The sequence below is a fragment of the Benzoatithermus flavus genome, from assembly GCF_037908215.1.
Classification (GTDB): domain Bacteria; phylum Pseudomonadota; class Alphaproteobacteria; order Geminicoccales; family Geminicoccaceae; genus Benzoatithermus; species Benzoatithermus flavus.
In genome coordinates this window covers 1-18370 of sequence record NZ_JBBLZC010000013.1, presented here as the reverse complement: position 1 = coordinate 18370, position 18370 = coordinate 1, and the positions used below count along the sequence as shown (strand labels likewise).

Here is an 18370-nt window from a genome sequence, read left to right as displayed (position 1 = left end):
CAAGACAGCCCCCCTCGTGCTGCTTCAGCCGTGCCTAGCGCGGCACTCGGCTACCTTGGGTAGCACCTCGTCATCATCACCCACCACGCTCGCGATATGGTCGGCCACCCGCTGCCATGCCTCGGCGCACCGATCCGTGTACGAGTGGCGGTTGTAGACCGCTCCGATCCTCCCCAGGACGCCACTGGGGGCGTGCCCGAGGCACAGCTCGATGATGAGCGGGTCCACCCCGATCCTGGCTGCCGTAGTCGCCCACGTCCTGCGTAAATCGTGGATCGTGATCCCACTTCCATGGAGCCCTGCGAGCTTCAGGAGCTTGATCCACCGCGTTCCCCAGCCGAGCCTCTTGGCCTCCCGCGCGTGCCCACAGAAGCGGTACAGCCGGGTTGCCGAAGGGACAGCCTGCCGGGGCAGAGTGACCCTGTGGGCCACGCCTTGCTTCGGGTCATCCAAGACGAGCACACGGGGCACTGGCGATCCCTCGACCTTCGCCGCCAGAGGCTCACCCCGCCTCATCCCGGTCAGGATCAGCACCTCCACGAACGATCCGAACCAAGAGCCTTCGATGTCGCAAGCCTGCCAAAGCGCCTTCAACTCCTCCTCGGACAGCACCCGATCCCTGGCGGTCTCCTTCACGCGCTTCCGCAGGGTGGCCACGGGCGACTTCTCGATGAGCCCTCGCTCTACGAAGCGGCCGAACATGGCCTTGGCGTATTGGAGCACCCGGTTCGCCATCACCGGCCCACGGGCCTCCACTCGGTCGAGCACCTTGGCGACATCGGCCCTGGTGATGGAGGCCAGAGGTCGAGAACCCAGGCTGGCGATCAGGTCACGCTTCAGGTCGGCCTCGATGGCCTCCCCCGTCTTCATCCTGGCGAGGTACGTCTTGGCGTAGTGGCCGAAGGCTTCCTGAAGGGTGACGACCTCGGGCTTGGCCCCAGGGTCTTCCCCACGGTCGATCTGCCGCTTGGCCTCCAGGGCTCTGCCCCTGGCTTCAGCGAGCGTGGTCGCCGGGTAGGTCCCGAGCTTCAGCCTGCGTCGCGTTGCGACCTTAGCAGTTCCACTGCGGCGTTGCCCCGTGGGCAGGCTGTACGAGAGGAACCATGTGGCACCCGAGGCGTGAGCCCTGATGCCGAACCCAGGGAGAGCATCGTCCCGCAACTCCTCGCCGGGCTGGAGGCTGGCGATCTTCGAGGTGGTGATACGTCGCTTTGCGACCTTAGCAGTTGCACTGCGAGGCATGTCCGGTCCCGTTGCGTGGGCTCCAGGCCGTCCCTCGTGGAGCAGCCGTGGAGCACTGGTGGAGCAACGAGGAGCCAGACAGTGGGGGTCAGAGGCTCATGGCGCGTGTCCTGCCCAGAGCGGCAACCCCTTGTCTCTCAAAGGAAACTCCGGGCCGAACCGGGGCGATGGACCAGTTGGACTTCCGCATCGCGCCTGCTTTGCAAGCAGGATATCGTCGGTTCGAGTCCGATCGGCTCCACCATCATTCATTCTCTTCGCGCAACTTCTTGGTCTCGACCTGCCCAGCGCCCTCGTCCTTGGCGGTGGGTCGAGGTCTGCGCTCTGGCCGGCCAGGGAGCGCCGGTGGAGCCACGCCGTGCTTTCCGGCCTGTTCCGGCTGGGCTGGCAGCACGACGATCCTCCACTCGGGCGCGCGCTCGCCCGTGATGGCTGCCCCGCTGCCATCACGGACCGTTCGTGCTTCTCGCTCGTGATCATCCTCCTTCCAGTGACTCGACGCACAGCTCGGCGCGGCCTCCTGCGGCAGGCTGAAGGAGTTCGGCGCTGGCCCGGAACCATGCTCTGGAGGGTGCGATGAAGGTGATCTGGATCGTGCGGCGGCGTAGGCTCGAGGAGGCGTGCACGAGCCTGCAGGAGGCGATCGATTGCTGGGAGCAGGAGGCGTGCGACATCGCGGCCGAGCCGCTCGAGGTCGCGGCCGGGCGGCAGCGCAAGCGAGCCACCGCCGGTCAGCCGGCACCGGGGCACGGCATCTTGCAGCCGGCCTGAGGGACGACCATGCCCCAGGTCCTCGATCATGCCACGGGTACCACGACCACCTACGGCACCAAGACCGCAGCCCTGGCCGCCGGCCGCCTTCTCGCCCGCCGGCTGGCTGCGTCGCGGGCCCTCACGGGGATCTTGGAGGATCCTCGCGACGATGGCCTGCTGATCTACGGCACGGTCCAGGACGCGACCGGCCGGATCGTCGACCTGCCGCCGCTGGTCCGGGTGTCGTTCCCGGGCCCGACCCGACGCCCACGGCGCGGTTAGACCCGAGGCCCAGCCCTGCGACGCCGAGCGGCCGGCCGACATCTCCGCTCGGGGTTCGCCGCCCGCGGCTGCGAGACCACATCTGGCTCGCAGCCGCTGTCATTGTGCCGCGGCATCGAAGGAGCGGGCAGCAGCCGCATGACGGATCTCGTCGAGATCGGCCGGTTCAGGCGACGCGCCGATGCCGAGCCGTTGGCGCTCGTGCTGGCCGCGGTGGGGGTCGATTACCGCCTCGTCGGCGACGGCTGGGGCGTGTCGCTCCTCGTGGCGGCACCGGACGTCGAGCGGGCGCGGCGCGAGCTCGAGCTCTACGCGCACGAGAATGTGCCCGCACCGAAGCCACGGGCAGAGCCATCCGCGGCCTTCCACGGGCTTGGCGCCGCCCTCTTCTGCTGCATGATCCTCCTGTTCTTTCACGGCGCCGACGAGCGCCGGCTCCTCGGAATCGACTGGTCCGCGGCCGGCGCCGCGCAGGCCGGCCTGATCCGTGCAGGAGCCTGGTGGCGGACCGTGACGGCGCTCACCCTCCATGCCGATGCCGTCCATCTCTTGGGTAACCTCGCCGCCGGCATCGCCTTCGGCCTGCTCGCAACCCAGCTCCTGGGCGCAGGGCTCGCGTGGCTTGCGATCCTCGTCGGCGGTGCGCTCGGCAACGCGCTGGATGCGTTCCTCAGCACGCCCGAGCACACCGCCGTGGGGGCTTCCACCGCGCTGTTCGCGGCCTTGGGCATCCTCGCCGGCTACTGGCGCCGGGCCGGGGTCGTGCCGTGGCGCGGCGGAGTCCGCCGCTGGGCGCCGCTCGCGGCCGGTGTCCTCCTTCTGGTCCAGCTCGGCACCAGCGGCGAGCGCACCGCCGTCGGTGCCCACGTCGCGGGCTTCGGAACCGGCGTGACGCTGGGCCTGCTGCTCGCCCACCACGGAAGCCGCATCCCGCGCGGGCCGCGCGCGCAAGCCATCTATGGCGCCATCGCGTGCGGCCTCGTCGTCTCGGCATGGCTCCTGGCGCTGGGCCACGCCGGGTAGCGGCGGCTCAGGCGCTCCTGAGATCGCTCCGGCTGAACGGCAGGACGTGCATCCGCTTGCCGCTGAGCGCCATGACGGCGTTCGCGACCGCAGGACCGATCGGCGGCACGCCGGGCTCGCCCACGCCCGTCGGCGGCTCGCCCGACCGCACGATGTGGACCTCGACCTCCGGCATCTCGCTCATCCGCAACACGTCGTAGCCGTCGAAGTTGGTCTGGACCACCCTGCCACCATCGAGCGTGATCTCGCCCTTCAGGATCGCCCCCAGCCCGAAGCCGATGCCGCCCTGCATCTGTGCCTTGATGACGTCGGGGTTGATCGCGATGCCGCAATCGACCGCGCACGTCACCTTGTGGACGCGCAGCCTGTCGCCCTCGAGCGAGACCTCGGCCACCTGCGCCACGTAGCTGTCGAAGCTCTCGGCGAGTGCTACGCCGCGCGCCCGGCCCTCCGGCAGCGGCGAGCCCCAGCCCGAGGCGTCGCGCACCGCCTCCAGCACCGCCCGGTGCCGCGGTTTGTCGTCGCCCAGCATCGCGAGGCGGAACACGATCGGGTCCTGCCCCGCAGCGTGCGCCAGCTCGTCCACGAACACTTCCGCGGCATAGGCCGTATGCGTGCTGCCGACCGAGCGCCACCACAGTACCGGCACGCCGACGTCGGTCGTCACCAGCTCGACCCGGAAGTTCGGGATCGCATAGGGCAGGTTGCTGGCCCCTTCGACCGAAGTCGGATCGACCCCGTTCTTGACGAAGGCCGAGAACGGCGAGCCCTTCATGATCGACTGGCCGACGATGCGCTGGCGCCAGGCGGCGAGCCGGCCCTCGTCGTCGAGCGCCGCCTCGAGCTTGTGGACGTAGATCGGGCGGTAGCGCCCGGCGGTCATGTCGTCCTCGCGGGTCCATTGCAGCTTGACCGGCGCCTTCCAGCCGATCGCCTTGGCGATGCTGCAGGCTTCCGCGATCACGTCGGCATCGGGTGTCGCGCGCCGGCCGAAGCTGCCGCCCGCCATCATCACGTGCAGCCGCACCTTGTCCGGTGGCAGCTCGGCGATCTTCGCCGCCACGGCCTGGTAGAGGTCCGGCATCTGGTGCCCGCCCCAGACCTCGACGATCCCGTCGTGCTTCCAGGCGACCGCGTTCATCGGCTCGAGCGCGGCGTGGGCGAGGTAGGGAAACTCGAACACCGCCTCGAGCCGCTTGCCGCTGCCGAGCGCCGCCTCGACATCACCGTCGTTCCTGGCCACGGCCACACCATCGGCTCGATCGAGCAGCGCCTTGTATTCGGCGAGGAGCCGGTCCGAGCCGCGCCGCTCGGCCCCGCTCTCGTCCCATTCCACCTTCAGCGCGTTCCGTCCCTTGATCGCCGCCCAGGTGGTCTCGGCCACGACCGCGACCCCGCGCGGGATCTCGACCACGTCGACGACGCCCTTGACCTTCCGCGCCTCGCTGGCGTCGAAGCTCTTGACCTTGCCGCCGAAGCGCGGCGGGTGCGCCACCACGGCCGTGAGCATGCCGGGCAGCCGGACGTCGATCGTGAAGACGGGCGCTCCCGTCGTCTTCGCGACGTTGTCGAGCCGCGGCAGGCTCGGGTCGCCGATGAGCCTGAAGCTGCCGGGATCCTTGAGCGGCACCTCGGTCGCGGGCTGCATCGCCGCCAGCATCTCCTCGCCGATCCGTGCGGCTGCGTCCGCGAGTTCGCCCATGGTGGCGCGCTTGCCGGAAGGATGCGAGAGCACGCCGCGCTCGACCTTGATCTCCTCGGCCGGCACCCTCCATTCCTTGGCCGCCGCCGCGACCAGCATCGAGCGTGCCAGCGCCCCGGCCTTGCGGTAGCGCATGAATGAGCTCGCCATCGCCGTCGAGCCGCCCGTGCCCTGCACGTTGCCGCCCCAGGCGAGGTTGCCGTAGAGCTTGGGATTGCCCCAGGCCCCCTCGGCGCGCATCTGGCTCCAGTCGGCATCCAGTTCCTCGGCGACGAGGGTGGCGATGCCGGTATAGGGGCCCTGACCCATCTCGAGATGCGCTGCGAGCACCGTCACCGTGTTGTCGGGAGCGATGCGCAGGTAGGCCTCGAACGGCTGGACCGCCGTATCGGGCGTGCCCTGCGGCCCGGCCGCGCGCACCACACCGGGCACGCCGAAGCCGATCGTGAGCCCGGCACCCGCCACGGCGGCGCCCACGAGAAAGCGGCGGCGGCTCGTCGCCGACGCCATGGACTCCGGGAGGAGATTGGCGAGAGGCAGCATGGCTCAGGCCTCCAGAAGCTCGGCCGCGTGGTGCACGGCAGCGCGGATGCGCTGGTAGGTGGCGCAGCGGCAGATATTGGTCATGGCCGCATCGATGTCGGCGTCGCCGGGCTTCCGGTTCTCGGCGAGGAGTGCCGCCGCCGCCATGATCTGCCCGGACTGGCAGTAGCCGCACTGCACGACCTGGAGCTTCTGCCAGGCGGTCCGCACCGCCTCGCCGACCTTGCCGCCGAGGCCTTCGATCGTGGTGATCTCGACACCGGTGGCCCCTTCGACGGGAAGCTGGCACGAGCGGGTGGCGACCCCGTCGACGTGGACGGTGCAGGCCCCGCACTGGGCGATGCCGCAGCCATACTTGGTGCCGGTCATCCCGAGATGGTCGCGCAGCACCCAGAGCAAGGGTGTGTCGGGCTCGGCGTCGACCTCGACGGCCTTGCCGTTGATCTTGAGGGTGAGCATCCGGTCCTCTCCACGCCTGCCTGCGAGGAAAGGGCAGACCATAGACCGGATGCCTGTTCCTGCCCTAGCGGAACGTCACGTGTGTCTTGCGATGGCAGCCATGCGCTCGGCCGTCGGCGTGCCCGTTCTGGCGACGTGGCGCGCCCCCAGCAGCATCGGGCCGCAGTGCGGGATGTAGGGCAGGAAGGCGCCGCCCCAGGCGGGAGTGGTCGTTTTTATGCGACTCTCCGGGCAGCGTAGATGGCCGGGCGATAGCGTGGTTCCGGGATCGGGTCGCCATGCTCGCGGGCACTTTCGAGCCATGCCTGCCTGGCGACCTTGACCTCGGCCAGCGCTTCTTCCGGCTTGCCCCCATGGGCCGAGCAGAACTTCAGATCCGGCACGTCCGCGATTCAGCAGGCGTCCTCGTCCGACCAGAACAGGTTGCGGCCATGCGCCTGCCCCTCACCGCGCCGGTGCCGGCGCTCCCCCCGTCTTGGCCACGTGGCGCGGGCCCAGCAGCATCGGGCCGTAGTGCAGGATGTAGAGCAGGAAGGCGCCACCCCAGGCGAGGCCGGCGAGGTGGAGGGCCGGTGTGTAGGCCGCGGGCACGAGCGAGGCCAGGACGCGCGCGAGCGCACCGACATTGACGAGCACGAAGATCACGCTCGTCCAGCGGTCGGCGGTGAGCGCGCGGCCGGTGTGGCCCAGCGTGGCGCGGGTCATCACGGCGAGCGTCATGGTGCCGAAAGCACCCGCGGTCATGGCGTGCAGCGCCGCCGAGCGCGGCACGATGCCGAAGGCGGCGAGGCCGAAGAGGGCGAAGGCCAGGGCCAGCCAAGCGTAGCCGACGTGAAGGATGAGAAGAAGCGGCTCGCTCGTCGTGGCCGCACCCTGCCAGCGGGCGAGACGGGCGGCGGTACCCACGGCGGCCGCGAGCAGGAGCAGCCCGGCAATGGCGCTCTCCGGCAGGAAGAACCAGGCGAGGAGTGCCAGGGCGGTCAGGATCAAAACCCCATTGTCGAGCCGGCTCACCGGCGCCGGCAGAGCCTGGGCCTTGCGCGCCTTCAGCCAGTTCGTCGTGAAGCTCGGCGTGATCCGCCCGCCGATCAGCGCCACGAGACCGGCGACGGCGCCGATCGCGAGCCGGTCGCCCAGCATGTCCCAGGGCAGGGTCAGGACCTGCTCGAGATGCGAGAGCAGATCGGCCAGCGCCAAGAGGCTCACGAGCGTCACGACCGGCAGGTTGCGCCAGTTCTTGCCGGCCACGATCTCGCGGGCGACAACGCCCGCCAGCACCGCAAGAAAGCCCACGTCGAGCACGAGGCCGGGCCAGGGGCCGAGCCGGGCGCCGGCAAGCACCGCGAGCCGGGCCGCGAGCCAGAGCGCCACGAGCCACAGGAGCGGCTTGCCGCGCAATGGCAAGCCGCCGGTCCAGTTCGGCACGGCCGTCAGCAGGAAGGCCGCGATCACGGCCGAGATGTAGCCGAACAGCATCTCGTGCCGGTGCCAGGCGAGCGGCTCCATGGCCGTCGGCAGCGTGACCCCGGCGAGGGCCGAGAGCCACAGTGCCAAGGCGAGCACCGCCCAGACGGCGCCCAAAAGGAAGAAGGGACGAAAGCCGTGCTGCAGCACGGGCGGGAGGCGCTCGACCTCGGGTCGCATCGTCGGATGTCTCTCTCGTTTCGAATCAACCTGTCTGGGCCGCGCGCCGCAGCTCCTCGTCGATCCATTGCCAGCCGGCGACGGCGCGCGGCAGGCCGCACATGGTGGCGGAAAGGAGGACCACCTGCTCGAGCTCGGCACGATCCGCTCCGGCGGCCACAGCACGGCGGATGTGGCTCCTGGCCGCCGTCTCGTGGAACTGGCCCACGGCGATGCCGAGCTTGACGAGCTCGCGCATCTTGGTGTCGAGCGGGCCGGCCTTGTCGACGGCCTGCGCCAGCCCCTCCCACAAGCCCGCGATCTCGCCGTACTTGTCGGTGAAGGCCTTGAAGGTGTCCGGGGCCGCGTCGCGGCTGCCGATGGACTGCTGCATGATGGGCTCCCTTGCTGACCGGGCCGGGATCTCGCCCGCCGCGTGGTCGAGGAAGAACCGTACCATGCAGTTCCCTCAGTCGTCAGCGGCCTCGCTCACCCCATCCAGGCGCAGCCGGCGCCGGACGACGGCGGCAAGGAAAGCCGCACCCGGCGCCCGATCGCCCTGGAGCGCGCTCGTCACCGTGGTCCAGGCCTCGTCGTCGTCCTCGGCCAGGAAGTCCTGCACGGCTTGCGCGAGATAGGCCTCGGGCGAGGTGCCCCGGCACGCGGCACCTTCGGCGAGAAGGCGGGCGAGCGGCGCATCCTCCGCCGCGAGCTCGGCCACGAACCGGGCCTGGCCTTGCAGCGCTTCCTTGATCAGGCGGCCGAGCAGCATGACGTGTCGGGTCCATAGCACCTGGCGAAACGGGCGAAGTCGGGCAGCGGTGTGTGGCCGACGATCGGCCGGGCATCGCCCTGCGTCGGCAGGAAGCGGGCGGCGGCGGCATCCAGCGCCAGCATCCGGCCGGAGGCGAGATCGTAGTACCAGCCGTGCAGCGCCAGCCGCCCGGCCTCGACCCGCTCGCGGATCCAGGGAAAGCTCATGAGATTGTGCAGGCTGTTCAGGATGCCGGCCTGCTCGATCGCCGGGCCTCGCGCCGCTTCCGGGATGGCGCTCCCGAGCACGCTCTTGAGGCCGGGCTCGGCGATGCGCACCCAGCCGCCCAGGAACTCGAAGCCGCCGCCGTCGCGCTGCGGCGCGCTCGCCTGCTGGGCCAGGAAGCGCATGCCGCCACACTGCGCATGGCCGATCACGACGATGTGCTGGACCTCGAGCCCGCGCACCCCGAACTCGATCGCCGAGCTGGTGCCCTGCGGGCTCCGCTTCGGATCGTAAGGCGGGACGATCGCCGCCACGTTGCGCACGATGAAGAGATCGCCCGGCCTGGCACAGGTCAGGATCGCGGGATCGGTCCGGCTGTCCGAGCAGGCTACCACCATTACCTCGGGGCGCTGCCCCTCGGTGGCGAGGCTCTGCATCAGCTCCGGATCCTGCTCGAAGTGCTGGCTCCGGAAGGCCTCGAAACCCTTGATCAGACGCGTGATCGGCTTCGGCATGGCGATGATTCGTCCCTCTTCGCCGGCCTACTGGAGGAGCGGGCTTTCGGCACCTTCGAGGTCGAGGCCTTCGATCCGGGCGCGCCCCACCAGCAGCCGGACATACTGGCTGCAAGCGGTGCTCCACGACATGTCACGTAAGTACGCGGTGACAAGAGCCTTTGCTTCGGGAAATTCCCTGCCGGCGAATTTGTGGCGGTTCTGGTCGTACCAGCGCCGGCAGGTGATCTCGTCGGGCTCCGGCGTGGTCACCTCGGCGCGCAGCAGGGCGTCGATACGCTCGTCCTCGCTTCCGCCCCGAATACCCAGTTCTTCGCAGCGCTGGCGCAAAAGCTCGCGCACGACGAGGGCCGTGGCCGCCCGCTGCCAGGCTTGCGCGAGCGAGCCGCCCGGATGGTACTGCAGCTCGCGGCCGATCTCGGCCTCGGGGATCGCCGTGCCGTTGACCAGGACGGGCGGCATGGGAGCCGGCTTCGGCTTGGGTGCCGCCTTGCGCTGCGGCCGGTGCTCGTGCCGGGCGGCGAAGATGGTGGTCTTGGCCATGATCGCTCACTCCGCCGGGACGGCTTCGGGTGCGACCGGCCGGGGAGCGACCGGGGTCGACGCCTTCGCCGGGCTCGCCACGGGCTTGGACTGGAAGCGCTTCCTCGTGCGGACGATCTGCCAGCTCCGCATCAGATACCAGACCGGCGCCGACCAGATGTGGACGAGCCGGGTGAAAGGAGCGAGCAGCAGGATCGTCATGCCCAGCACGAGGTGCAGCTTGAAGATCAAAGGCGCATCCATGACGTGCTCGGCGGCACCCAGCTTGAGGTAGACGATGCTCTGCGCCCACGCCATGAACTTCACCATCTCTTCGCCCGAGGGATGGGCGAGCGAGTAGGGCACCGTGATCAGACCCAGCGTGAGCTGCACCCAGAGCAGCACGATCACGAGATTGTCGCTGAAGCTCGAGGTCTTGCGGATGCGGACGTCCGAAAAGCGGCGGTGCAGCAGGATCGAGAGCCCGACCCAGGCCATGAGCCCGGCGACGCCGCCGACCCCGGCCGCCATCACCTGCTTGAAGCCGTTGCTGATCCCGAAGGCATGGAACAGCTCGACCGGGGTGAGGAGGCCCACGAAGTGGCCGACGAAGATCACGAGAATGCCCCAGTGGAACAGGTTCGAGCCCAGCGCGAACTGGCGCGTGCGCAGGAGCTGGCTCGACTTCGAGCGCCAACTGTACTGGTCGGTGTCGAAGCGGAGCAGCGAGCCCAGGAACAGCGAGGCCGCCGCGATGTAGGGATAGACGCTGAACAGAGCATGGTTGAGCACGGGGTTCATGGCTCAGGCTCCGCTGGGCTGGATCGTGGCGCGCGACGCCTTCGCGGCATCGGCGCTGTAGGGGCAGGACTGGAGGACGGAAGAGCTCGTGAACTCGACCGGGGCCTCCTCGTACTCGCGATCGAGCGCTTCCAGGCTGTCGACCTCGGGCGGGGCGGCGCTCCGCAAGGCCTCGAGCTCCTCGCTCGCGGCCTTGCGGTCGCTCAAGGCCGCGAGCACCGTGAACAGGGCCGCGTAAGGCGAGCCCTTGGCTTCGAGCCGCTCGGCCAGGATCAGGAGGATCGCCACCGCATCCGCCAGCATCCGCCGCGCGGACGCTAGCGGCACCAGCGACAGGAACTCCAAGAACGCCGGCAGGTAGTCCGGGATCTCGCCCTTGACGAGCTCGAGCCCGTGCAGGCGGTAGAGCTGCATCAGCCGCACCATCGCCATACCGCGGTCGCGGCTCTCGCCGTAGGTGTGCTCGTGGAGATGGAGCCCGAGCCGCCGCGAGCGGTCGAAGAGTGCGATCCACTCCTCCTGCAGCTCGAGGAGATCGCCGTCGCCGAGCCGGTCGAGAAGCGGGGCGAGGGCGCGGAGCTGCCGGCTCGAGAGGACGCCTTCCTCGACGAGGCAGGCCTCGATCTCGCGGATCGCCGCCTGCAGCTCCGCCGTCGGATAGTCGAGGATGGCACCCAAGGCCTTGAAGGTGCGCATGGTCACATCACCTCCGCCGGGTCCTTGACCTTCGGCCGCTTGAGCGAGCCGAACAGGCCCACCTCGCTCGAGCCGCCGCAGCCGTTGCCGAAGCTGAAGCCGCAGCCGCCGCGGAGCTCGTAGGCGCTCTCGGTGATCTCGCGATGCACGGTCGGAATGACGAACCGGTCCTCGTAGTCGGCGATCGCCATGGTCTGGTACATGTCCTCGACTTGGGCCGGGGTGAGCCCGACCTGCTCGAGCACCGAGGCGTCGTCCCGGCCCTCGACGTGGCGGCCGCGCATGAAGATGCGCATGGCGAACATCTTGCGGATCGCCTCCACGACCGGCTGCTCGTCGCCGGCGGTGAGCAGGTTCGCGAGATACTTCACCGGGATGCGCAGGGACGAGACGTCGGGGATGGCGCCGTCGAAGCCGATATGGCCGGCTTCCGCCGCGTGCTGGATCGGCGAGAGCGGCGGCACGTACCAGACCATCGGCAGCGTGCGGTACTCGGGATGGAGCGGAAAGGCGATCTTCCACTCCATCGCCATCTTCCAGATCGGCGAGATCTTGGCCGCCTCGAGCCAGGCCTCGGCGATGCCGGCGGCCCTGGCCTCGGCCTGGACGAGAGGATCGTTCGGGTCGAGGAAGACGTCGAGCTGCGCCCGGTAGAGATCCTTCTCGTCCGGAACCGAAGCCGCGGCCTCGATCCGATCCGCATCGTAAAGGACGACACCGAGATAACGGATGCGCCCCACGCAGGTCTCGGAGCAGACCGTGGGCTCGCCCGATTCGATCCTCGGATAGCAGAAGATGCACTTCTCGGCCTTGCCCGACTTCCAGTTGTAGTAGATCTTCTTGTAGGGGCAGCCCGAGACACACATGCGCCAGCCGCGGCACTTCTCCTGATCGATCAGGACGATGCCGTCTTCCTCGCGCTTGTAGATCGACCCCGAGGGGCAGCTTGCCACGCAGGTCGGGTTCAGGCAGTGCTCGCACAAGCGCGGCAGATAGAACATGAAGGTCTTCTCGAAGTCGCCGTAGACCTTCTTCTCGATGTCCTTGAAGTTGGCGTCCGCCGAGCGCTTCTCGAACTCGCCGCCCAAAATCTCCTCCCAGTTCGGGCCCCACTCGACCTTCTCCATCCGCTCGCCCGTGACGAGCGAGCGGGGGCGTGCCGTCGGCATCGCTTTCGATTCGGGTGCGGTGTGCAGGTGCTCGTAGTCGAAGGTGAAGGGCTCGTAGTAGTCGTCGATCTCGGGGAGATTGGGGTTCGCGAAGATGTTGGCGAGGATGCGCCACTTCGGCCCCTGCCTGGGCTCGATTCGGCCGTTGGGCTTGCGAACCCAGCCGCCCTTCCACTTCTCCTGGTTCTCCCACTCCTTGGGATAGCCGATGCCGGGCTTGGTCTCGACGTTGTTGAACCAGGCGTATTCGACACCTTCGCGGCTGGTCCAGACGTTCTTGCAGGTCACCGAGCAGGTGTGGCAGCCGATGCACTTGTCGAGGTTGAGGACCATCGCGATCTGGGCACGAACCTTCATCTTCCGGGCCTCCTCACTCGGCCGCCGCTACCGCCCGGACGGCCTTGCCGTCGTCCGCGGGCTTGTCGAGCCAATCCACCTTCGCCATCTTGCGCACGATCACGAACTCGTCGCGGTTCGAGCCCACCGTGCCGTAGTAGTTGAAGCCGTAGGCCTGCTGCACGTAGCCGCCGATCATGTGGGTCGGCTTCGTCACCGCGCGCGTCACCGAGTTGTGGATGCCGCCGCGGGCACCCGTGATCTCCGAGCCCGGCACGTTCACGATCTTCTCCTGCGCGTGGTACATCATCACCATGCCGGGTTTGACCCGCTGGCTGACCACCGCGCGCGCGGTCAAGGCGCCGTTGGCGTTGAAGACCTCGATCCAGTCGTTGTCCCGAATGCCGGCGCGGCGGGCGTCCTCCTCGCTCATCCAGACGATCGGGCCGCCGCGGCTCAGGGTCAGCATGAGGAGGTTGTCGGTGTAGGTGCTGTGGATGCCCCACTTCTGGTGCGGCGTGATGAAGTTCAGCACCACCTCGGGGTTGCCGTTGCTGCGCTTCTCCAGCAGGGGTGCCACCGCCTTGGTGTCGATCGGCGGCTTGTAGCCGGCGAAGCCCTCGCCGAACGCCCGCATCCAGGGATGATCCTGGTAGAGCTGCTGCCGTCCGGTCAGCGTCCGCCAGGGGATCAGCTCGTGGACGTTGGTGTAGCAGGCGTTGTAGCTGACCTTCTCGCTCTCGAGGCCGGACCAGATCGGCGAGCTGATGATCTTCCTGGGCTGGGCCTGGACGTCGCGGTAGCGGATCTTGTCGTCCTCGCGCGGCCGGGCGAGGTGCGTGTGATCCCGGCCCGTGGCCTTGCCCAGGGCCTCCCACGCCTTGACCGCGACCTCGCCGTTGGTCTCGGGTGCGAGGGTCAGGAGCACCTCGCAGGCGTCGATGTCGGTCTCGATCCTGGGCCGCCCCTTGGAGACGCCCTCCTCGGTCACCACACCGTTGAGCCTCTTCAGGAACTCGACCTCGTGGCCGGTCTCCCAGTTCATGCCTTTGCCGCCGTTGCCGAGCCTGTCGAGGAGCGGACCCAAGGACGTGAACTTCTTGTAGGTATTCACGTAATCGCGCTCGACCACGACGATGCCCGGCATCGTCTTGCCGGGCACGGGCTCGCACTCGCCCTTCTTCCAGTCCTTGACCTCGAACGGCTGGCCGAGCTCGTTCGGCGTGTCGTGGAGCAAGGGTACCAGCACCACGTCGCGCTCGGTCCCGAGATGACCATGGGCCACCTTGCTGAACGCCTTGGCCAGCCCCTTGAAGATCTCCCAGTCGCTCCGGCAGCCCCAAGCCGGGTCCACCGCCTTCGAGAGCGGGTGGATGAAGGGGTGCATGTCGGAGGTGTTGAGGTCGTTCTTCTCGTACCAGGTGGCGGTCGGGAGCACGATGTCCGAGTACATGCAGGTCGTGCTCATCCTGAAGTCGATCGTGACCAGGAGATCGAGCTTGCCCTTGGGCGCTTCGTCGCGCCACACGGCCTCTTCCGGCTTCTGCCTGCCTTCCTCGCCGAGATCCTTGCCCTGAACGCCGTGCTGCGTGCCGAGCAGGTGCTTCAGGAAATATTCGTGACCCTTGCCCGAAGAGCCCAGGAGGTTCGAGCGCCAGACGAAGAGGTTGCGCGGAAAGTTCCTCGGGTTGTCCGGGTCCTCGCACGCCATGCGGACCGCACCCGACTTCAGGTCCTGGACGAGCCGCGCCTTGATCTCCTCGGCCGTGCCGCCGACGTTCCGGCTGTAGGCCAGGGGGTTCACCTCGAGCTGCGGCGAGCTCGGCAGCCAGCCCATCCGCTCCGCGCGGATGTTGAAGTCGATCATGCTGCCGGTGAGCTTCCTGTCCGCCGTCGGCGAGAGGATCTCGTTCACGCCGAGCGTCTCGTAGCGCCACTGGTCGGTGTGCGCGTACCAGAAGCTGGTCGAGTTCATGTGCCGCGGCGGGCGGTGCCAGTCGAGGGCGAAGGCCAGAGGCGTCCAGCCCGACTGCGGCCGCAGCTTTTCCTGCCCCACGTAGTGCGACCAGCCGCCGCCCGACTGGCCGACACAGCCGCAGAACACCAGAAGGTTGATGATCCCGCGATAGATCATGTCCATGTGGTACCAGTGGTTCACACCGGCCCCCAGGATCACCATCGACTTGCCGTTCGTCTTCTCGGCGTTGGCGGCGAACTCGCGCGCGGTCGCGATCACCTGCTCGGCCGGCACGCCCGTGATCTTCTCCTGCCAGGCCGGCGTGCAGGGCACGTCCTCGTCGTAGGACCTGGCGACGTTGCCGCCGCCCAGGCCCCGGTCGAGGCCGTAATGGGCGAGGATCAGGTCGTGGACCGTCGCCACCAGCACCGGGCCCTCGGCCGTATCGAGCTTCTTCACCGGTACGTTGCGGACGAGAACCGCATCGTGCTTCGTGCCGGTGAAGTAGGGGCTCTGCGGACCGCTGCCGAAATAGGGAAAGCCCACCGGCGCGACTTCGCCCGTGCCCAGGAGCGAGAGCTGGAGCCGGACGTCCCGGCCTTCCCTACCCTCCTTCTCCTCGAGGTTCCACTTGCCCTGCTCGCCCCAGCGATAGCCGGCCGAGCCTGATGGGCAGACCAGCTCGCCCGTGATCTCGTCGATGGCGACCGTCTTCCACTCGGGATTGTTGGTCTCGCCCAGGGCCCCCTCGAGATCGGCGGCGCGCAGGAACCGCTCGGGCACGTAGCGGCCGTCCTGCGGCACGAGCCGCACCAGCATCGGCATGTCCGTGTATTTCCGGACATAGTCCCGGAAGTAGGGCACCTGCCGCTCGAGGTGGAACTCGCGCAGGATGACGTGGCCCATGGCCATGGCGAGCGCCGCGTCGGTGCCCTGCTTCGGGCTCATCCAGAGATCGGCGAATTTCGCGGCCTCGGAGTAGTCGGGGCTGACCACGACCGACTTCGCCCCCTTGTAGCGGACCTCGGTGTAGAAGTGCGCGTCGGGGGTGCGGGTCTGGGGCACGTTGGAGCCCCAGAGCACGAGGAAGGTCGAGTTGTACCAGTCGGCCGACTCCGGCACGTCGGTCTGCTCGCCCCAGGTCTGCGGGGACGAGCAGGGCAGATCGCAGTACCAGTCGTAGAAGCTCATGCAGGTGCCGCCGATCAGCGACAGATAGCGGGCGCCGGCGGCGTAGGAGACCATCGACATGGCCGGGATCGGCGAAAAGCCGACGATCCGGTCCGGCCCGTAGGTCTTCGCCGTATAGACGTTGGCAGCGGCGATGAGCTCCTGCACCTCGTCCCAGTCGGCGCGGACGAAGCCGCCGAGCCCCCTCACCTCCTTGTAGCGCTTCGACCAGTGCGGGTTCTCGACGATCTCGGCCCAGGCGCGGACGGGGTCCGGGTGCTTCGCGCGCATCTCGCGCCAGATCCGCAAGAGACGCGAGCGGATCATCGGGTACTTCAGTCGGTTCGCCGAGTAGAGATACCAGCTATAGGAAGCGCCCCTGGAGCAGCCGCGCGGCTCGTGGTTCGGCAGATCGGGCCGGGTGCGGGGATAGTCGGTCTGCTGGGTCTCCCAGGTGACGATCCCGTCCTTGACGTAGATCTTCCAGCTACAGGAGCCCGTGCAGTTGGCGCCGTGGGTCGAGCGGACGATCTTGTCGTGCTGCCAGCGGCGACGATAGCCGTCCTCCCAGCGCCGGTCCTCGTTGGTGACCACGCCGTGACCGTTCGAGAAGCTGTCGACGTTCTTCTTGAAGAAGGTCAGGCGGTCGAGAAAGTGGCTCATGTTCAGCTCCGCGCCCGGATCCACGATAAGTCGGAGCGGAACCTAGACGAGATCGCCGCGAGGCCCGTTGATTCAAGTCAAGCGGACCGGCCGGATCTCCGAGAACGCGGCGCGGCGGAAAGCCACAATTTTTATCGGGAATATACTTATGATTCTTGGCTGCATGATTTGATATATATCAATAAGCGTACGTGAGAGCCCGACCACCCCGGCCGTGCTATGCTGTCCCGGCACGATGGCGCGATGTCCGGACGGCAGCGGCAGCGGAGCCGCAGTGGGAGGAGCAGGGAAACGCCGAGCATGAGCCTCGTTGCGCGTCTCTATCTCTTGGTCCTCGCGGCCATGCTGCCGGCGCTCGGGATCCAGCTCCATCACGAGCTGGAGCTGCGGCGCCAGGGCGAGGCGCGCGCTCACGCCGAGGCCCTGCGCCTGGCACGGCTCACTGCCGGCGAGATGGACCGGATCATCGACGGCGCCCGGATCTTCCTGCTGGCCCTCGCCCATCAGCCGGCGGTGCAGGAGTTGAACGGCCCGGCTTGTTCGGCTTACCTCGCGAGCTTCACCGGGACGCCGGGCTTCCCCTTTCGCGACCTGATGGCGGTCGATCTCGCCGGCCGCCCGTTCTGCACGCAGGGCGACCGGCCGCCGGAAACGGACGACGGTGAGCGCACCTACGTCAGGGATACGTTGACATCGGGCCGGCTCACGGTGGGCCGGCTCGTCGCCACCCGCGGCAGCGGTGCCTGGCAGTTGCCGGTAGCGATGGCTTTTGCCGATGCGGGCGGCAAGCGCGCCGGTGCGGTGGCGCTCGGGATCGGGGTCGACTGGCTCGCCGACTATTTCAAGATCAAGCAGTGGCCGCCGGGCGGCTCGGTGACGATCGCCGACCAGGGCGGGACGATCCTCGTCCGCTGGCCGAATCCGGAACTCGTGGGCAGCCCGATCACGGACGGATTCCGCTGGATGCTGGCCGCCACCCAGTCCGGCACCACCGAGGGTGCCGGCCACGACGGGGTATGGCGGATCGCCGGCTTCGTGCCGCCCACGGGCGGCAACAATCTCCTCGTCACCGTCGGCCTGTCGAAGGAGGCGGCGCTGGCCGATCTCGATGAAGCCCTGCGCCAGGACCTCGCCCTCATCGTCGCGGGTCTGGCTCTGGCGCTGCTCGCCGCCCATGTCGGCGGGCGCTGGTTCGTCAGCCGACCGGTCGACCGCCTTCTGAAGGTCGCGGCAGCATGGGGCAAGGGCGACTATGCCGCCCGCGTCGGGCTCCGGGACCAGGGCTCGGAGTTCGGCCGTTTGGGCCGGGCCTTCGACGCCATGGCGGCCAAGCTCGAGGACCGCGAGGCGGCGCTGCGCGCGAGCGAGGAGCAATTCCGCCTCCTCGCCGACACGGTGCCCGACATGATCTGGACCGCCGCCCCCGACGGCACCATCACCTATGCCAACAGCCGCTGGTTCGATTACGTCGGCATCACGCCCGAGGAGAACGCCACGCGCTGGCCCGAGCTGGTGCTGCATCCCGACGACCGTGAGCGCTGCCTCGCGGCGTGGAGCCGGGCGCTCGCGGAAGGCACGCCTTACGAGGTCGAGGTGCGCAACCGGCGCTTCGATGGCGTCTATCGCTGGTTCCTGACCCGCGCCGTTCCGGTCCGCGGGCCCGAAGGGCGCATCGTCGCCTGGTTCGGCGCTACCACCGACATCGACGACCGCAAGCGGGCCGAGGAGGAGCGCGAGCTCCTGATGCGGGAGCTCGTGCACCGCATCAAGAACAGCTTCGCGCTGGTCCGCTCGCTGGCGATCCAGTCCTTGCGCCACAGCGCGACGCCGGAGGCGTTCGAGACGGCGTTTCTGGGCCGGCTCGACACGCTGGTACGCCTCTCGACCCTGCTCGGGGCGAGCGATCAGCAGGCGGTCGATCTCCGGGCGGTGGTC

Annotated in this window: 17 protein-coding genes; 4 read left to right on the top strand and 13 right to left on the bottom strand. The window is 68.6% G+C overall.

Annotation, left to right across the window (positions count from 1 at the left end):
* Positions 1-24: 24 nt before the first annotated feature.
* A complete protein-coding gene (locus U1T56_RS13690) occupies positions 25-1242 on the bottom strand; it encodes a tyrosine-type recombinase/integrase (protein WP_418160046.1) in 1218 nt (405 codons plus the stop codon).
* Between the two features lie 576 nt (positions 1243-1818).
* Here U1T56_RS13690 and U1T56_RS13685 point away from each other — a divergent pair.
* The 3 genes from U1T56_RS13685 (at position 1819) to U1T56_RS13675 (ending at position 3300) form a co-directional block, all read left to right on the top strand.
* Positions 1819-2013, top strand: coding sequence for a hypothetical protein (locus U1T56_RS13685; RefSeq protein ID WP_418160045.1), 195 nt, complete (start codon positions 1819-1821; stop codon positions 2011-2013).
* A gap of 9 nt (positions 2014-2022) precedes the next feature.
* Complete coding sequence (locus tag U1T56_RS13680) at positions 2023-2277, top strand: hypothetical protein (RefSeq protein ID WP_418160044.1); 255 nt, start codon at positions 2023-2025, stop codon at positions 2275-2277.
* A 138-nt stretch (positions 2278-2415) separates the two neighbouring features.
* Positions 2416-3300, top strand: a complete 885-nt coding sequence (locus U1T56_RS13675) for a rhomboid family intramembrane serine protease (protein WP_418160043.1) — start codon at positions 2416-2418, stop codon at positions 3298-3300.
* Positions 3301-3307: 7 nt separating this feature from the next.
* On the opposite strand, the gene U1T56_RS13670 is transcribed toward U1T56_RS13675, so the two are convergent.
* The 12 genes from U1T56_RS13670 to U1T56_RS13615 all read right to left on the bottom strand — a co-directional run bounded on the left by U1T56_RS13670 (position 3308) and on the right by U1T56_RS13615 (position 16435).
* Complete coding sequence (locus U1T56_RS13670) at positions 3308-5545, bottom strand: xanthine dehydrogenase family protein molybdopterin-binding subunit (protein WP_418160042.1); 2238 nt, start codon at positions 5543-5545, stop codon at positions 3308-3310.
* Between the two features lie 3 nt (positions 5546-5548).
* Positions 5549-6004 carry a (2Fe-2S)-binding protein gene (locus tag U1T56_RS13665; protein ID WP_418160041.1) on the bottom strand — a complete coding sequence of 152 codons (456 nt, stop codon included), beginning with the start codon at positions 6002-6004 and terminating at the stop codon, positions 5549-5551.
* Positions 6005-6219: 215 nt separating this feature from the next.
* Positions 6220-6396, bottom strand: a complete 177-nt coding sequence (locus tag U1T56_RS13660) for a type II toxin-antitoxin system HicB family antitoxin (RefSeq protein WP_418160166.1) — start codon at positions 6394-6396, stop codon at positions 6220-6222.
* Positions 6397-6448: 52 nt separating this feature from the next.
* The gene (locus U1T56_RS13655) at positions 6449-7648 is read right to left on the bottom strand and encodes an NnrS family protein (RefSeq protein ID WP_418160040.1); all 1200 of its coding nucleotides are present in this window, start codon (positions 7646-7648) and stop codon (positions 6449-6451) included.
* 25 nt (positions 7649-7673) lie between these two features.
* Positions 7674-8087, bottom strand: coding sequence for a carboxymuconolactone decarboxylase family protein (locus tag U1T56_RS13650; protein ID WP_418160039.1), 414 nt, complete (start codon positions 8085-8087; stop codon positions 7674-7676).
* Positions 8088-8096: 9 nt separating this feature from the next.
* A complete protein-coding gene (locus U1T56_RS13645; protein ID WP_418160038.1) occupies positions 8097-8399 on the bottom strand; it encodes a hypothetical protein in 303 nt (100 codons plus the stop codon).
* Entirely contained in the window at positions 8381-9121 is a 741-nt protein-coding gene (locus U1T56_RS13640; protein ID WP_418160037.1) for a carbonic anhydrase, read from the bottom strand. The genes U1T56_RS13645 and U1T56_RS13640 overlap by 19 nt, the downstream gene beginning before the upstream one ends.
* A gap of 27 nt (positions 9122-9148) precedes the next feature.
* Entirely contained in the window at positions 9149-9664 is a 516-nt protein-coding gene (locus U1T56_RS13635; RefSeq protein ID WP_418160036.1) for a hypothetical protein, read from the bottom strand.
* A 6-nt stretch (positions 9665-9670) separates the two neighbouring features.
* A complete protein-coding gene (gene narI, locus U1T56_RS13630) occupies positions 9671-10444 on the bottom strand; it encodes a respiratory nitrate reductase subunit gamma (RefSeq protein ID WP_418160035.1) in 774 nt (257 codons plus the stop codon).
* Positions 10445-10447: 3 nt separating this feature from the next.
* Complete coding sequence (gene narJ / locus U1T56_RS13625; protein ID WP_418160034.1) at positions 10448-11140, bottom strand: nitrate reductase molybdenum cofactor assembly chaperone; 693 nt, start codon at positions 11138-11140, stop codon at positions 10448-10450.
* Between the two features lie 2 nt (positions 11141-11142).
* Entirely contained in the window at positions 11143-12666 is a 1524-nt protein-coding gene (narH, locus tag U1T56_RS13620) for a nitrate reductase subunit beta (protein ID WP_418160033.1), read from the bottom strand.
* 13 nt (positions 12667-12679) lie between these two features.
* Entirely contained in the window at positions 12680-16435 is a 3756-nt protein-coding gene (locus tag U1T56_RS13615) for a nitrate reductase subunit alpha (protein ID WP_418160032.1), read from the bottom strand.
* A gap of 300 nt (positions 16436-16735) precedes the next feature.
* On the opposite strand from U1T56_RS13615, the gene U1T56_RS13610 reads away from it, so the two are divergent.
* Positions 16736-18370, top strand: a 1635-nt coding sequence (locus U1T56_RS13610; protein ID WP_418160031.1) for a PAS domain S-box protein, incomplete at its 3' end; no start/stop codon positions are given.

Bases quoted from the DNA above. Each gene is read 5' to 3' on its own strand.
- U1T56_RS13680 (WP_418160044.1), top strand. From the start codon at position 2,023: ATGCCCCAGGTCCTCGATCATGCCACGGGTACCACGACCACCTACGGC.
- U1T56_RS13655 (WP_418160040.1), bottom strand. From the start codon at position 7,648: ATGCGACCCGAGGTCGAGCGCCTCCCGCCCGTGCTGCAGCACGGCTTT.
- narI (WP_418160035.1), bottom strand. From the start codon at position 10,444: ATGAACCCCGTGCTCAACCATGCTCTGTTCAGCGTCTATCCCTACATC.
- U1T56_RS13650 (WP_418160039.1), bottom strand. From the start codon at position 8,087: ATGGTACGGTTCTTCCTCGACCACGCGGCGGGCGAGATCCCGGCCCGG.
- U1T56_RS13645 (WP_418160038.1), bottom strand. From the start codon at position 8,399: ATGCTGCTCGGCCGCCTGATCAAGGAAGCGCTGCAAGGCCAGGCCCGG.
- U1T56_RS13675 (WP_418160043.1), top strand. From the start codon at position 2,416: ATGACGGATCTCGTCGAGATCGGCCGGTTCAGGCGACGCGCCGATGCC.
- U1T56_RS13690 (WP_418160046.1), bottom strand. From the start codon at position 1,242: ATGCCTCGCAGTGCAACTGCTAAGGTCGCAAAGCGACGTATCACCACC.
- narJ (WP_418160034.1), bottom strand. From the start codon at position 11,140: ATGCGCACCTTCAAGGCCTTGGGTGCCATCCTCGACTATCCGACGGCG.
- U1T56_RS13670 (WP_418160042.1), bottom strand. From the start codon at position 5,545: ATGCTGCCTCTCGCCAATCTCCTCCCGGAGTCCATGGCGTCGGCGACG.
- U1T56_RS13640 (WP_418160037.1), bottom strand. From the start codon at position 9,121: ATGCCGAAGCCGATCACGCGTCTGATCAAGGGTTTCGAGGCCTTCCGG.
- narH (WP_418160033.1), bottom strand. From the start codon at position 12,666: ATGAAGGTTCGTGCCCAGATCGCGATGGTCCTCAACCTCGACAAGTGC.
- U1T56_RS13615 (WP_418160032.1), bottom strand. From the start codon at position 16,435: ATGAGCCACTTTCTCGACCGCCTGACCTTCTTCAAGAAGAACGTCGAC.
- U1T56_RS13685 (WP_418160045.1), top strand. From the start codon at position 1,819: ATGAAGGTGATCTGGATCGTGCGGCGGCGTAGGCTCGAGGAGGCGTGC.
- U1T56_RS13635 (WP_418160036.1), bottom strand. From the start codon at position 9,664: ATGGCCAAGACCACCATCTTCGCCGCCCGGCACGAGCACCGGCCGCAG.
- U1T56_RS13665 (WP_418160041.1), bottom strand. From the start codon at position 6,004: ATGCTCACCCTCAAGATCAACGGCAAGGCCGTCGAGGTCGACGCCGAG.